Source organism: Frigoribacterium sp. CFBP 13707 (assembly GCF_014842245.1).
GTDB lineage: Bacteria > Actinomycetota > Actinomycetes > Actinomycetales > Microbacteriaceae > Frigoribacterium > Frigoribacterium endophyticum.
In genome coordinates this window covers 703,081-718,022 of sequence record NZ_JACYVL010000001.1, presented here as the reverse complement: position 1 = coordinate 718,022, position 14,942 = coordinate 703,081, and the positions used below count along the sequence as shown (strand labels likewise).

Sequence of the window (14,942 nt, the reverse complement as noted above, 5' to 3'; positions counted from 1 at the left end):
GGGTGCGCGTGGCCCGTGGTCCCCGTGTGGAGCGCCGGGGGAGGAGCCGCCGCCTGCCCCGGACGATCCTGGGCGGATGCTCATCACCGTCCACCGCCCCGGACTCCTGCTCAGTCGCGACGTCTCCTCGCTCGGTCTCGACCCGGCGATGCTCCGACGGTCCCACGCCCGAGGAGCCCTGGTGCGGGTCCGCCGCGGGGCGTACGTCGAGACGTCCGTCTGGGCTGAGATGGGCGTGGAGGAGCGCCACGCGACCACCGCGGTGGCGGCGGCGGCCGCCTGCCGGTCGGACGTCGTCGTCAGCCATCTCTCCGCGGCCGTGCTGCACGGGCTCCCTGTCGTCGGAGCGCCCGGGGCCGCCGTGCACGTCCTCGTCCCGCCCGCGGGCGGAAGCCGCCGTGAACACGGCTTCGTCAAGCACGCCCGGGCCGTCGGCCGAGAAGGGCTCGACGTCGTGCAGGGCGTGCTCGTGACGTCCGTGGCCACGACGCTGGTCGACGTCTGCCTCACCGAGACGTTCCTCCGCGCCGTCGTGATGACGGACGATGCCCTGCGTCGACGTGTCGTCACGCTCGCCGAGCTCCTCGCGGACTTCGAGTCCCGAGGCACGATCCGCGGTGCTCGCCGGGTCGGAGCGGTCGTGGAGTTCGCCGATCCCCGCGCCGCGTCGCCCCTCGAGTCGGTCAGCCGGGTGGGCATCCGCCTCCTGGGGCTGCCCGACCCGGTCCTCCAGCACGTCCTCCGCGAGGAGGGTCGCCACGTCGCCACCCTCGACTTCTGGTGGGCGAGCGAGGGAGTGGCCGGCGAAGCCGACGGGACCGACAAGTACGTCGACGAGGGCATGGTGGCGGGGCGCTCGTCGAAGGAGGCGCTCCTCCACGAGAAGGACCGCGAGAACGCCGTGCGACGCCTTCCTGAGGTGAACGGCTTCGCCCGATGAGGATGGGACGACGCCCTCGACCTCGGTCGGCTCGCCGCGAGGTTGGCTTCGGCGGGTCTCGTCGTCCCCCGCCGACACGTTCCGGGCGAGTACGACCAACGGGGGCGAGCGTCGTAGACCGTCGGGGTCGGACTCGCCCGTGCTCCGAGGGTGCGGGCGACGGACGCCGGGGCCGTGCCGGGGCCGGGCGCCGGGGTGGGCCGCGGGCCGCCGGGCTCGGCGCGGGGCGGCACCCGGTAGGGTGGCACGGTGACTGAGGTAGAGATCGGCGTCTCCAAGCGCGCGCGCCGCGCCTATGCGTTCGACGACATCGCGATCGTCCCGAGCCGGCGCACCCGCGACCCCCGAGACGTGTCGGTGAGCTGGTCGATCGACGCGTTCCAGTTCGACTCGCCGATCATCGCCGCGCCGATGGACTCCGTCGTCAGCCCCGAGACGGCCATCCGCATCGGCCAGCTCGGCGGCCTCGGCGTGCTCGACCTCGAGGGCGTCTGGACGAGGTACGACGACCCCGAGTCCGTCCTCGCCGAGATCCGCGACCTGCCGGAGGACGAGACCGTCGCCCGCATGCAGCAGATCTACGCCGAGCCGATCAAGCCCGAGCTAGTCACCGCTCGCATCGCCGAGATCCGCGCCGCCGGCGTCACCGTCGCTGGCTCGCTCAGCCCGCAGCGCACGCAGGAGCTCTACCAGACCGTCGTCGACGCCGGCGTCGACCTCTTCCTCATCCGCGGCACGACCGTCTCGGCCGAGCACGTGTCGAAGAGCACCGAGCCCCTGAACCTCAAGGAGTTCATCTACGAGCTGGACGTCCCCGTGATCGTGGGAGGCGCCTCCACGTACACGGCAGCGCTGCACCTCATGCGCACGGGCGCGGCCGGCGTCCTCGTCGGGTTCGGGGGCGGCGCTGCCTCGACGACCCGCGCCTCCCTCGGCATCCACGCTCCGATGGCCTCCGCGGTCGCCGACGTCGCGGGCGCTCGCCGCGACTACCTCGACGAGTCGGGCGGGCGCTACGTGCACGTCATCGCCGACGGCGGGCTCGGCACCTCGGGCGACATCGTCAAGGCCGTCGCCTGCGGCGCCGACGCCGTCATGCTCGGTGCCGCCCTCGCGCGCGCCACCGACGTGCCCGGCGGCGGCTACCACTGGGGCGCCGAGGCGCACCACCCCGAGCTGCCCCGCGGCCGTCGCGTGCACGTCGGCCAGGTCGGCCCGCTCGAGAAGATCCTCTACGGCCCGGCCTCCACGGTCGACGGCCAGGCCAACCTGGTCGGCGCCCTGCGTCGCGCGATGGCGACGACCGGCTACAGCGACCTCAAGGAGTTCCAGCGCAGCGAGGTCGTCGTGGCCCCCTACCAGCCGCACTAGACCTCGATCCGTCCCCAGCGGGGCGATCTCACGCGCCGTTGTCAGGCTGACGGGCGTTGGATGGGCGATGAGGCGGGCTCAGGCCCGCGCCGATCCAACGATGGAGGCCCCGCATGGCTACGACCGCGTCCGCATCCCTCTCCTCGAAGCTCGGTCCGGAGGAACGGGCCGACGCCATCGAGGCGCTCAAGGAGAAAGAGCTGGACATCCTCGTGATCGGGGGTGGCATCGTCGGGGCGGGCTCCGCCCTCGACGCCGTGACCCGCGGCCTCAGCGTGGGCATCGTCGAGGCACGAGACTGGGGCTCCGGCACGTCGAGCCGGTCGTCGAAGCTCGTGCACGGCGGCATCCGCTACCTCGAGCAGCTCAACTTCCGCCTCGTGCGCGAGGCGCTCATCGAGCGCGGCCTGCTGCTGCAGCGGCTCGCCCCGCACCTCGTCAAGCCCGTGCGCTTCCTCTACCCGCTGAGCAAGCCCGTCTACGAGCGCTTCTACATCGGCGCCGGCATGGCCCTCTACGACATCTTCAGCTGGACGGGCGGTCGCCCGCCCGGGGTGCCCCACCACCGGCACCTCAGCAAGACCCAGGTGCTGCGCGCGATCCCGAGCCTCTCGAAGGACGCCGTCGTCGGCGGCCTGACCTACTACGACGCCCAGGTCGACGACGCGCGCTACGTCTCGTCGCTCGTCCGCACCGCGTCGAGCTACGGCGCCCACGCGGCCAGCCGCGTGCGCGTCGAGGGCTTCGTGAAGGTCGGCGAGCGCGTCGTCGGGGTGAAGGCCCACGACTACCAGACCGGCGAGCACTTCGAGATCCGCGCCAAGCAGGTCGTCAACGCGACCGGCGTCTGGACGGACGACACGCAGGCGATGGTGGGGGAGCGCGGCCAGTTCAAGGTGCGGGCCTCCAAGGGCGTGCACCTCGTGGTGCCCCGCGACCGGATCCACTCCGACATGGGCATGATCTTCCGCACCGAGAAGAGCGTCCTGTTCGTCATCCCGTGGGGCCGTCACTGGCTCGTCGGCACGACCGACACCGACTGGGACCTCGACAAGGCGCACCCCGCCGCGACGGCCGCCGACATCGACTACATCCTCGAGCACGTCAACCGCGTCATGGCCGTGCCGCTGACGCGCGACGACGTCGAGGGCGTCTACGCCGGGCTCCGGCCGCTGCTGGCCGGCGAGTCCGACCAGACCTCGAAGCTGTCGCGCGAGCACATCGTGGCGCACACCGTGCCCGGCCTCGTCGTCGTCGCCGGCGGCAAGTGGACGACCTACCGCGTCATGGCGGAGGACGCCATCGACGAGGCCGTCGCCGCCCTCGACGGTCGCATCCCCGAGAGCACGACGATGGAGATCCCGCTGCTCGGCGCCGAGGGCTACCACGCGGCCTGGAACAAGCGCGGCAAGATCGCGAAGGCGTTCGGCGTGCACAAGGTCCGCATCGAGCACCTGCTGAACCGCTACGGCACGCTCACCGACGAGCTGCTCGACCTCATCCGCGAGCGGCCCGAGCTCGCCGAACCGCTGCCCGGCGCCGACGACTACATCGCCGCGGAGGTCGTCTACGCGGCCAGCCACGAGAGCGCCCTGCACCTCGAGGACGTCCTGGCCCGTCGTACCCGCATCTCGATCGAGGCGTGGGACCGCGGCGAGTCCGCCGCGCCCGTGGCCGCCCGCCTCATGGCCGAGGTGCACGGCTGGTCCGACTCCGAGACGGAGGAGGAAGTCGGCAACTACCTCAAGCGCGTCGCCGCCGAGCGGGCCAGCCAGCTCGAGCCCGACGACGCCTCGGCCGACCGAGTGCGGCTCGAGGCGCCCGACATCACGTTCGGATTCGACGAGGACGACATGAAGGTGCCGGGCGCCGACCAGGGCGGCGCGCCGAAGCCGGGCGAGACGGTGGCGGAGCCGGCCGGCACGCCCGCCGACGAGCCGGCGCGCGCCAGCGAGCCGGGAGGCCGCGAGGGCTGAGCCGAGGGCGAGGCGGGGTCGCGACGCGACCAGGCTGCAGGAGGCGCGGTGCCCGTGGGGCGGGCACCGCGCCTCCCGCAGGCCCGCCCGCCGAGAACGCGGCCACGAGGAGGGAACACCGGGGCCCGGGGCCCTGTTGTGCCCACCATGAGCAGCCCGGCCAGCGCGACGGAGCCCGCCGCTAGGCTGAGACGACTGCCCCCGATCCTCCTGGAGACCAACCATGGTTGACGTGCGTCGAGTCAAGCTCCCCGGCGTGGGTGTGCTGCACACCTTCATCACCGACGACGGCGGCAAGTGCGGCGTCATCACGCACCGCTCGGGCCACAGCGACCTGATCACCTTCAGCGACGACGCCGACGGGGCCGACGTCACGAAGGTCTCCCTGCGCCTCAGCGAAGACGAGGCGCACACCCTCGCCGAGCTGCTCGGCGGCACGCGCATCACCGAGTCGCTCTCCGCGCTCGACCAGATCCCCGGCCTCAGCATCGACTGGTTCACCGTCGACTACGACGACCACATCGCCGGGCAGCCGCTCGGCGACCTCGGCGCCAAGGGCGTCGTGGGACTCACGGTCGTGGCCGTCGTCCGCGGCGACGCGGCGAACCCCGCCCCGTCGGGCGACTTCAAGGTGTTCCCGGGCGACACGCTCGTCGTCGCCGGGTCGCCGGAGAAGGTCGCGAAGGCGTTCTCCTGGTACCGCACGGGCACGTTCGGGCACCGCGCCCCGGTCGACTCGCCGCCCGGGAGCTGATCGCCGGTGCACCTGGGTGAAGAGCTGATCGTCCTCGGCATCCTCCTCCTGCTCGCCTACGTGCTCGGGCGGCTCGGCAAGCTGATCGGCCTGCCGTCGATCCCGATCTACATGCTCGTCGGGCTGCTGGCGAGCACGAACACGGGCTGGTTCCCGCTCAGCTTCGACGCGCACAGCATCGAGCTGATCGCGATCTTCGGCCTGATCCTGCTGCTGTTCAACCTGGGCCTCGAGTTCGATCAAGACGAGTTCTTCTCGAACGCGGGCCGGCTGATCGTCTCCGGCGGCACCTACATCGCCGTCAACATGGGCGTCGGCCTGGCCTTCGGCTTCATGCTCGGCTGGGGCACCCGCGAGGCCCTGATCGTCGCGGGCATGACCGCGACGTCGTCGAGCGCGATCGTCACGAAGCTGCTCATCGAGCTGAACCGCCTGGCGAACCGCGAGACGCCGATGATCCTCGGCGTCACCGTCGTCGAGGACATCTTCATCGCGATCTACCTCGCCATCGTCTCCGTCGTGCTGAGCGGCGAGACCGACCCGGGGCCGGTGGTGCTCAAGCTCGGCATCGCCTTCGTCTTCCTCGTCGTGATGTTCAGCGTCGCGCGGTGGGGCGGCCGCGTCGTGTCGAAGCTGATGCGCACCCGCGACGACGAGCTCTTCACCGTGCTCTTCTTCGGGCTCGCCGTGCTCTTCGCGGGCCTCGGCGAGGTGCTCGGCGTCACCGACGCGATCGGCGCCTTCCTCATCGGCCTGATCATCGGGGCGACCAAGTACCGCAACCGGGTCGAGCAGTTCGCCCTGCCGATGCGCGACGTCTTCGGCGCCTTCTTCTTCCTCAACTTCGGCCTCGGGCTCGACCCGTCGCTCTTCCCGAGCGTGCTCGGCCCGGTGGCCGCGGCCGTGGGCATCACGATCGGCCTGAACCTCGTCGCGGGCCAGTTCGTCGCGTGGCTCAACAAGCTCGGGCCGCAGGCGGGGCTGAACACCTCGTTCATCCTGCAGAACCGCGGCGAGTTCGCGCTCATCCTCGCGACGCTCTCGGCGGGCGCCGGGCTGAACCCGCTGCTGCAGCCCTTCGCGGGCCTCTACGTGCTGATCATGGCCGTGATCGGCCCGCTGCTCGCCGCGAACTCCGAGCGCATCGGCGCCGTGCTGTTCCGGTCGCGTCACCGGGCCGAGAAGGCCGCGGCGGAGGCGCGACGCCAGCAGCGCGAGGGGCGTCACGCCGACGAGATCGCCCTGATGGAGGCGGCGCTCGCCGGCGAGGAGCCCGGCGACACGATCGCTCGCGACCCGGACCCCGACTCCGGCCTGTTCGACGACCCCGACCTCGACGACCCGCCGGTGCCCCGCCGTCGACGGACCGTGGTGGTCGACGAGCTCGACCACGCACGGCCGGTCGTGGACGAGCTCGACGTGGCGACCTCGCCGACCGGCGCCGCCGGCGGCGACGGCGACCCTGACGGCGACCTCGACGACGACTCGGAGGTCGACGGCATGAGCGCGGCCGAGCGGGCCATGTGGGCCGAGCAGGCCGGGCAGCAGTCCGACCAGCGGGCGACGCGGCAGCGCGACCCCGAGTACTGAGCGTCATCGGGGGGGCGCTGCTCGACGCGGAGCGCCAGGCTGAGCGCAGCGGACGCACAGCGGGGCCGTCGGGGGCCGACGGTACGATGGCCCCCGTGAGTCGCCTCGAGGTCCATCCCGTCACGAGCGCTCCCGACGGCTCCGACCTCCCCGACTCCATGTGGCAGGTGGCCCGTCGGCCGCGCTGGATCGCCATGCTCGCGCTCGCGCTCGTCATCGCGGGCATCTTCGCCTGGCTGGGCCACTGGCAGATCGAGCGCAGCATCGAGAGCGGCAAGGTCGTCAACCCCGAGACCGAGACCGTCAAGGTGCTCTCCGACACCGTCGAGCCGCAGTCCCCGTTCTTCGACCGCGTCGGGGGTCAGATGGTCAGCGTCACCGGCCAGTTCGACGCCGACGACTTCCGCGTCGTCAGCGACCGCGTCAACGACGGCGACCGGGGCTGGTGGCTGATCGGCCGCCTGGTCGACGACTCCGACGGCGCCTCCGTGGCGGTCGCGGTCGGCTGGGCCCCCACCGAAGACCAGGCCGTCGCGGCCGAGGCCGCCGTGCCGGTCGGCTCCGACGTGTCGCTGGTCGGCCGGTACTCGCCGAGCGACGCGCCCTCCGACGGCGCCTACCAGGACGGCCGTGAGACGGTCGTCTCGGTCGCGGCGCTCGTCAACGAGTGGTCCGACTTCAGCGGCGACGTCTACGCCGGCTACGTCGTGGCCTCCGAGCCATGGGGCGGCCTCGACGCCATCTACTCCCCGGCGCCGGTCGACGACGTGTCGCTGAACTGGCTGAACGTCTTCTACGCGATCGAGTGGGTCGTGTTCGCCGGCTTCGCCGTCTTCCTCTGGTTCCGCCTCGTCCGTGACGCGTTCGAGCGCGAGATCGACGAGGCGGAGGAGGCGCGGCTGGCGGCCGACGTCGCCGCCTGACCCGCTCCTCCCGTCTCCCCTCCCGACCTCCGGGTCGCCCGCCGCAGCGGCGCTCGACCCCCGTCCCGCCCCGAGTAGGATCGACCCCATGCCCTTGAAGCCCCGGCAACGCGACATCCCGAAGATCCCGGGTGCCGTGAAGTTCTACAAGATCTCCGCCTACGTCACGGGCGTGATGCTGCTGCTGCTCGTCTTCGAGATGGTGTTCAAGTACACGCCGCTGCAGCTCGAGATGCAGCTCGGCGGGCAGGGCGGCTTCCTCGTCCCGAAAGACAGCATCACCGAGGGCTTCAACCTCTCGACGGCCATCCTGATCGCCCACGGTTGGCTCTACGTCGTCTACCTCTTCGCCGACTTCCGCCTCTGGAGCCTGATGCGCTGGCCGTTCTCGCGGTTCATCATCATCGCGCTCGGCGGTGTCGTGCCCTTCCTCTCGTTCTTCGTCGAGAGCCACATGACCAAGCTGGCCCTGCGTGAGCACGCGGAGCTGGTCGCCGAGCCCACCCCGAAGACCCAGGGAGCCCCCGCGTGACAGAAGCCACCGAGACGGCGCAGAGCCCCGTCCTCGTCGTCGATTTCGGTGCGCAGTACGCGCAGCTGATCGCCCGACGGGTGCGTGAGGCCAACGTCTACTCCGAGATCGTGCCGCACACGATCACCGCCGCCGAGATCGCGGCCAAGAACCCGGTCGGCATCGTGCTGAGCGGCGGCCCGTCCAGCGTCTACGAAGAGGGCGCGCCCGCCCTCGACCCGGCGATCCTCGAGCTCGACGTGCCCGTGCTGGGCATCTGCTACGGCTTCCAGGCGATGGCGAAGGCCCTCGGCGGCGAGGTCGCGCAGACGGGCCAGCGCGAGTACGGCGCCACCGACGTGACCCTCGCCGCCGGTGAGAGCACCCTGCTCTCGGGGCAGCCGACCTCGCAGACGACGTGGATGAGCCACGGCGACTCGGTCTCGAAGGCCCCCGAGGGCTTCGACGTGCTCGCCTCGAGCGCCGCGACCCCCGTCGCCGCCTTCTCGAGCGACGCCCGCAGGCTCTACGGCGTGCAGTGGCACCCCGAGGTCAAGCACTCGTCGTTCGGCCAGGCCGTGCTCGAGAACTTCCTCCACCGCGCCGCCGGCATCCCCGCCGACTGGAACAGCGGCAACGTCATCGCCGAGCAGGTGGCCCGCATCCGCGAGCAGGTCGGCTCGTCGCGCGTCATCTGCGGCCTCTCCGGCGGTGTCGACTCGGCCGTCGCGGCCGCCCTCGTGCACGAGGCCGTCGGCGACCAGCTCGTCTGCGTCTTCGTCGACCACGGCCTGCTGCGAGCCGACGAGCGTCGCCAGGTGGAGGAGGACTACGTCGCCTCGACGGGCGTCCGCCTCGTGACGGTCGACGCGGAGCAGCAGTTCCTCGACGCGCTGGCCGGCGTGACCGACCCGGAGCAGAAGCGCAAGATCATCGGCCGCGAGTTCATCCGCAGCTTCGAGGGCGCCGCCGAGGCGCTCGTGCTCGAGGCTGCGGCCGAGGGCGACGCGACGGTGAAGTTCCTCGTCCAGGGCACGCTCTACCCCGACGTGGTCGAGAGCGGCGGCGGCACGGGCACGGCGAACATCAAGAGCCACCACAACGTGGGCGGCCTGCCGGAGGACCTGCAGTTCGAGCTCGTCGAGCCGCTGCGCACCCTCTTCAAGGACGAGGTGCGCGCCATCGGCCGCGAGCTCGGCCTGCCCGAGGTCATCGTCGGCCGTCAGCCCTTCCCCGGGCCCGGCCTCGGCATCCGCATCATCGGCGAGGTCACGCACGAGCGACTCGAGCTGCTGCGGAAGGCCGACGCGATCGCCCGCGCCGAGCTCACCGCGGCCGGCCTCGACGAGGAGATCTGGCAGTGCCCGGTCGTGCTCCTCGCCGACGTCCGCTCGGTCGGCGTTCAGGGCGACGGCCGCACGTACGGTCACCCGATCGTGCTGCGCCCCGTCTCGTCCGAGGACGCCATGACGGCGGACTGGACGCGCCTGCCCTACGACGTGCTCGCCAAGATCTCGAACCGCATCACGAACGAGGTCGACGGCGTCAACCGAGTAGTGCTCGACGTCACCAGCAAGCCCCCGGGAACCATCGAGTGGGAATGACCGGGGCGGTCTGAACGCGAAGCGTTCAGCCCCGGTCATTCCGGGGGCGCCCCCGCCCCCGGTGCCCACCTAGTAGCGTCCCCACCCGGTACCTACGACGACGCCAGCCACGCCCGCCCCGGGCCGCTCTGAACGCGAAGCGTTCAGCCCCGCCGGGCCGCTCTGAACGCGAAGCGTTCAGCCCCGGTCATTCCGGGGGCGCCCCCGCCCCCGGTGCCCACCCGGTAGCGTCCCCACCCGGTACCTACGACGGCATAGGCCACGCCCGCCCCAGCCATCCAGGCTCACGCACTCCAGGGTCGCACCCGTCCCGCCCACCCCCGTCCCATCCCGAACCCCGTTCTCGCACACGAACCCCGCCGCGGCAGGGTTCCCGTGCGAGAACTGGGTGCCAGTCCCCGGCCTCGGCCCCGACCGCAGCCGCGTGCCCACGAACGGCGCGGGCGGCTCCTCCCCGCACACAAGAGCGGGGCCCGCCCCTCTCGGAACGAGCCCCGCTCGATGTGGTGCAGCCGTGTCGGCTAGTCGTTGCCCCGCAGGATCGCGAGCATGCGCAGGATCTCAACGTAGAGCCAGATCACGGTCATGACGATGCCGAAGGCGGCCGACCAGCCGTAGATGCGGGGGGCGCCGCGCTCGACGCCCGTCTTCACCTGCGTGAAGTCGAGCACCAGCGAGTAGGCCGCCATGACGACGACGAGGATGCCGATGATGAAGCCGAGCGGGATGCCGAAGATCTCGGCGCCGCGGAGGCCCCACGGGTTGGTGTTGGCGCCGAAGAGCATCAGGCCCACGTTGAGCAGCGAGAAGACGGCGTAGCCGATCATCGCGATCATGAAGACCTTGGTGGCCCGGGCCGACTCGCGCACCTTGCCGCTCTTGAAGAGCAGCAGCGTGACGACGAAGACCGAGACGGTGCCGATCAGGGCCTGGGTGACGATGCCGTCCCACTGGGCCTCGAAGATGCTCGAGATGCCACCGACGAACAGGCCCTGCGCGGCCGAGTAGGCGAGCACGAGGCCGGGCGACGGCTTCTTCTTGAAGATGTTGACGAGGGCCAGCACGAAGCCGGCGATCGCGCCCACGAAGGCCAGGGCGGGGATGAACCAGCCGACGGCCGCGCCGACGACGACCACGGCGAACGCGATCAGCGTCTTCGTGATCGTGTCTTCGTAGGTCATGCGGTCGGTCTGGTCGGGGCCGGCCGCGGGCTTCGTGTAGAGCTCCTGCAGCTGTTCGGCCGTCATGCCGTCGTAGGCGACGGTGCGGGCGTCGGCCTGCTGCTGGCGGATGACGGGCCCGCCCTTCTCCGAGAAGGCCGGCGACTGACTGAAGCCGGGATTCGAGAATGCCAAGGGGTTCCTCTTCTGATCGCGTTGTCGACGGTGACGTGGTGACCCGGAGTGGTGCTGCCGGGTCGCCGCCGGGCCACGTGGCCCGGCGCGGGCTCGCTCTCGTCCACCCGTGTCGCCGTGGGGAAAGGCTAACGCGTGTCGGCCGGGCACGGGCTGGGGATCTGCCTGATGAGAGCCACATTCGCGACGGGCGAACGTGCACTGTCTGCACGGATGGGGGCGCTCGTCGGGCCCACGGGGGCGTCGGCCGGGCGGGGGCGGTTAGCGTGGCCGACGTGACCTCCCCCGCCTCCTCGACCACCGACTCCCCGCGCGCCGCCACGCCCCTCGTGATCGCCCACCGCGGCGCGAGCGGCTACCGCCCCGAGCACGGCGAGGCCGCCTACCGCCTGGCCGTCGAGCTCGGCGCGGACGCGATCGAGCCCGACCTCGTCGCGACGCGCGACGGCGTGCTCGTGCTCCGGCACGAGCACGAGGTCTCGGGAACGACCGACGTCGCCGACCGGCCCGAGTTCGCCGACCGCCGCACGACCAAGGAGATCGAGGGCCGGGTCGTCGAGGGCTGGTTCACCGAGGACTTCACCTGGCCCGAGCTGTCCACCCTCCGGGTGCGCGAACGCCTGCCGCAGCTCCGGCCCGGCAGCGCCGCGCACGACGGGGAGGGGCGCGTGCAGCGCCTCAGCGACCTCCTCGCGATCCTCGACGGGGCCGACCGCCCGGTCGGGCTCGTGGCCGAGGTCAAGCACGCGACGTGGTTCGCCTCGATCGGGCTGCCGCTCGACGAGCTGCTCGCCGCCGAGCTCGCCGCCGCGGGCTGGACGGACGACCCGCGCCTCACCGTCGAGAGCTTCGAGCAGACGGTGCTCGGCCAGCTGCGCGAGCGGGGGGTCGGCGGCCGGCAGGTCTACCTGCTCGAGAAGGCGGGTGCCGCGGCCGACCTCGTCGCCCGCGACGGCTCGGCGGCGACGCCCTACGTCGACCAGCTCGACGAGGCCTCGCTGGCGGGCTTCGCCGCGGCTGGGCTGCACGGCGTCTCGCTCGACAAGTCGACCCTGGTCGCCCCGGACGGCACGACGGAGTCGCGGGTCGTCGACCGCTCACACGCGGCGGGCCTCGAGGTCTTCACCTGGACGCTGCGCATCGAGAACCACTTCCTCGCGAAGGCGAACCGCCAGGCCGGCGGGAAGGCCGCGACGGGCGACTACGAGTCGGAGTTCCAGGCGCTGATGGAGCTCGGCGTCGACGGGGTCTTCGCCGACCAGCCGGACCTCGCGATCGCGGTGCGCGACGGGCTCTGAGGAGGCGCTGGGCGGCCCCCTGCCCGGTGTCGGGGGCCCCGCCTAGACTGGGCCCGCCATGACGATCGTGCTCGAGCCCTCTGACGCTGCCGGCGGTTCCGGCGACCCTCTGACCGCGGGGCTGAACCCCCAGCAGAAAGAAGCGGTCGAGTACCGCGGGCAGTCGCTGCTGATCGTGGCCGGTGCCGGCTCGGGCAAGACGAGCGTGCTGACCCGGCGCATCGCCGGGCTCATCGCGTCGCGCGAGGCCTGGCCGAGCCAGATCCTCGCCATCACCTTCACGAACAAGGCCGCGGCCGAGATGCGCGAGCGGGTCGGCCACCTCGTCGGCCAGGCCGGCGAGGGAATGTGGATCAGCACGTTCCACAGCGCCTGCGTGCGCATCCTCCGGCGCGAAGCCGAGCAGTTCGGCTTCACGAAGAGCTTCACCATCTACGACTCGGCGGACTCCCGGGCGCTGCTGAAGCGCATCCTGAAAGAGCTGGACGCCGACTCGCTCGGCTTCACGGTCAGCCAGGCGTCGGGCAAGATCTCGAAGCTGAAGAACGAGCTGACCGACGTCGAGACCTACTCGCGGCAGATCAACGCGGGCGACCCGCAAGACGTGATGTTCCTCGAGATCTTCCGGCAGTACACGCGCGAGCTGCAGCGGGCGAACGCGTTCGACTTCGACGACCTGATCGCGCAGACGGTCTTCCTCTTCCGGGCCTTCCCGCACGTGGCCGCGCTCTACCAGCGGCGGTTCCGGCACATCCTCGTCGACGAGTACCAAGACACGAACCACGCGCAGTACGCGCTGATCCGCGAGCTGACGCGGCCGGTCGACCCCGAGATCGTCGACGACCTCGAGCGCGGCGGTCAGTACGTGCAGTCGATGCGCGACGGCAGCGGGCGGATCCCCGGCGCCTCCCTCACCGTGGTCGGCGACTCCGACCAGTCGATCTACGCCTTCCGCGGCGCCGACATCCGCAACATCGTCGAGTTCGAGCGTGACTTCCCCAACTCGAAGGTCATCCTGCTCGAGCAGAACTACCGCTCGACCCAGAACATCCTCGACGCGGCCAACGCCGTCATCTCGAACAACTTCGACCGCCAGGCGAAGAACCTCTTCACGACGGTCGGTGCGGGCGAGAAGATCACCGGGTTCACGGGCTACACCGGGCACGACGAGGCCCAGTTCGTCGCCGACGAGATCGCCAAGCTGCGCGAGGGCGGCATGGCCTACAAAGACATGGCCGTGTTCTACCGCACCAACTCGCAGACCCGAGCTCTCGAGGAGATCTTCATCCGTTCGGCCATCCCGTACCGGGTGCTCGGCGGCACGAAGTTCTACGAGCGCGCCGAGATCAAGGACGCCATGGCGTACTTGATCACCGTCGCGAACCCGCTCGACCCGATGGCGCTGCGCCGCATCATGAACGTGCCGAAGCGCGGCATCGGGCCGGCGACCGAGACGGCGATGCAGCGCTGGGCCGACCAGCACGAGGCGCCGCTGCGCGAGGCGCTGCGCAACGCCGACCAGCTGGGTCTCGGCCCGAAGGTGACCGGGGCGATCACGGGCCTCGGCCAGCTGCTCGACGGCGTGCAGGCCACGGCCGCGACGGCGCCGGTGCACGAGATCCTCACCACGCTGATCGAGGGCAGCGGCATCATCGAGGCGCTGCGGGCGTCGCGTGACCCGCAAGACGAGGCCCGCGCCGAGAACATCGACGAGCTCGTGGCGGTGACGAAGGAGTTCCAGCGCAACAACCCCGACGGCACCCTGCTCGACTTCCTCACCGAGGTGACGCTGGTCGCCGCGGCCGACGATCTCGACGACACGAGCGGCACCGTGTCGCTGATGACGCTGCACACGGCGAAGGGCCTCGAGTACGAGGCCGTCTTCCTCACCGGCGTCGAAGAAGACCTGCTACCACACCGCATGTCGGCGAGCGAGCCCGGCGGCCCTGCTGAAGAGCGACGGCTGTTCTACGTCGGCATCACGCGCGCCCGCAAGCACCTCTTCCTGTCGTTGGCGATGACGCGGGCCCAGTTCGGCGAGGTGAACGTGGCGATGCCGTCGCGGTACCTGCAAGAGATCCCGGTCGAGCTGATCGACTGGAAGCAGTCGCCCGGCATGGCCGACAGTCGAGGAGGCACGCAGCCGCGGGCGCTCAACGCGCGTCGCGAGGGCGGTGCGGGCGACCGTCTCGGCTCGTCCCCGCGCGCCAGCGGCGGCTACGGCGGCGGCAGCTACGACCGCGCGACCGCGGCGGCCAAGACCAAGCCGAAGACGGAGTGGTCGAACCGGGTCACCGGCACCGTGCGCGACAACGGCGACCTCGAGCTCGAGCAGGGCGACCGCATCTCGCACGTCGACTTCGGCGAGGGGCGCGTCATGGCCGTCACCGGCGTCGGTGCCCGCCGCATCGCCGAGGTGCTCTTCGACACGGCTGGCCGCAAGAAGCTGCTGATGAAGGTCGCGCCGATCGAGAAGTTGGTCTAGCGATGACAGACAACCGCGAAATGGATGAAAGCCCTCTCGTGGGTGTGCGCCGGACACCTAGCGGGGTTCCACTCATGGCTGCGCCCTCCGACGAAGATCTGCATTTCGTCGACGACGTCGAGCCCCTTCACGTGC

11 protein-coding genes are annotated in these 14,942 nt (G+C 71.2%); 10 read left to right on the top strand and 1 reads right to left on the bottom strand.

What is annotated here, in order from left to right:
- The first annotated feature begins 76 nt into the window (after positions 1 to 76).
- The 8 genes from IFT45_RS03195 to guaA all read left to right on the top strand — a co-directional run bounded on the left by IFT45_RS03195 (position 77) and on the right by guaA (position 9,669).
- Complete coding sequence (locus IFT45_RS03195) at positions 77 to 940, top strand: type IV toxin-antitoxin system AbiEi family antitoxin domain-containing protein (protein ID WP_192126632.1); 864 nt, start codon at positions 77 to 79, stop codon at positions 938 to 940.
- A gap of 249 nt (positions 941 to 1,189) precedes the next feature.
- The gene (locus IFT45_RS03190; protein WP_056057277.1) at positions 1,190 to 2,311 is read left to right on the top strand and encodes a GuaB3 family IMP dehydrogenase-related protein; all 1,122 of its coding nucleotides are present in this window, start codon (positions 1,190 to 1,192) and stop codon (positions 2,309 to 2,311) included.
- A 113-nt stretch (positions 2,312 to 2,424) separates the two neighbouring features.
- A complete protein-coding gene (locus IFT45_RS03185) occupies positions 2,425 to 4,287 on the top strand; it encodes a glycerol-3-phosphate dehydrogenase/oxidase (protein WP_082514601.1) in 1,863 nt (620 codons plus the stop codon).
- A gap of 223 nt (positions 4,288 to 4,510) precedes the next feature.
- Complete coding sequence (locus IFT45_RS03180) at positions 4,511 to 5,041, top strand: cation:proton antiporter regulatory subunit (protein WP_056057274.1); 531 nt, start codon at positions 4,511 to 4,513, stop codon at positions 5,039 to 5,041.
- A gap of 6 nt (positions 5,042 to 5,047) precedes the next feature.
- Positions 5,048 to 6,631, top strand: a complete 1,584-nt coding sequence (locus tag IFT45_RS03175; RefSeq protein WP_185233838.1) for a cation:proton antiporter — start codon at positions 5,048 to 5,050, stop codon at positions 6,629 to 6,631.
- A gap of 95 nt (positions 6,632 to 6,726) precedes the next feature.
- The gene (locus tag IFT45_RS03170; RefSeq protein WP_162240275.1) at positions 6,727 to 7,554 is read left to right on the top strand and encodes an SURF1 family protein; all 828 of its coding nucleotides are present in this window, start codon (positions 6,727 to 6,729) and stop codon (positions 7,552 to 7,554) included.
- A gap of 88 nt (positions 7,555 to 7,642) precedes the next feature.
- Positions 7,643 to 8,086 carry a DUF3817 domain-containing protein gene (locus IFT45_RS03165; RefSeq protein WP_056057264.1) on the top strand — a complete coding sequence of 148 codons (444 nt, stop codon included), beginning with the start codon at positions 7,643 to 7,645 and terminating at the stop codon, positions 8,084 to 8,086.
- Entirely contained in the window at positions 8,083 to 9,669 is a 1,587-nt protein-coding gene (gene guaA / locus IFT45_RS03160; protein ID WP_185233834.1) for a glutamine-hydrolyzing GMP synthase, read from the top strand. Before IFT45_RS03165 ends, guaA begins: the two co-directional genes overlap by 4 nt.
- 521 nt (positions 9,670 to 10,190) lie before the next feature.
- On the opposite strand, the gene IFT45_RS03155 is transcribed toward guaA, so the two are convergent.
- Complete coding sequence (locus tag IFT45_RS03155) at positions 10,191 to 11,024, bottom strand: Bax inhibitor-1/YccA family protein (protein WP_056057249.1); 834 nt, start codon at positions 11,022 to 11,024, stop codon at positions 10,191 to 10,193.
- Positions 11,025 to 11,299: 275 nt separating this feature from the next.
- Here IFT45_RS03155 and IFT45_RS03150 point away from each other — a divergent pair, with 275 nt between their 5' ends.
- The gene (locus IFT45_RS03150; RefSeq protein WP_371810863.1) at positions 11,300 to 12,322 is read left to right on the top strand and encodes a glycerophosphodiester phosphodiesterase family protein; all 1,023 of its coding nucleotides are present in this window, start codon (positions 11,300 to 11,302) and stop codon (positions 12,320 to 12,322) included.
- A 58-nt stretch (positions 12,323 to 12,380) separates the two neighbouring features.
- On the top strand, positions 12,381 to 14,807 hold the full coding sequence (locus IFT45_RS03145; RefSeq protein ID WP_192126628.1) for an ATP-dependent helicase: 2,427 nt from the start codon (positions 12,381 to 12,383) through the stop codon (positions 14,805 to 14,807).
- The last annotated feature ends 135 nt before the right edge of the window (positions 14,808 to 14,942 follow it).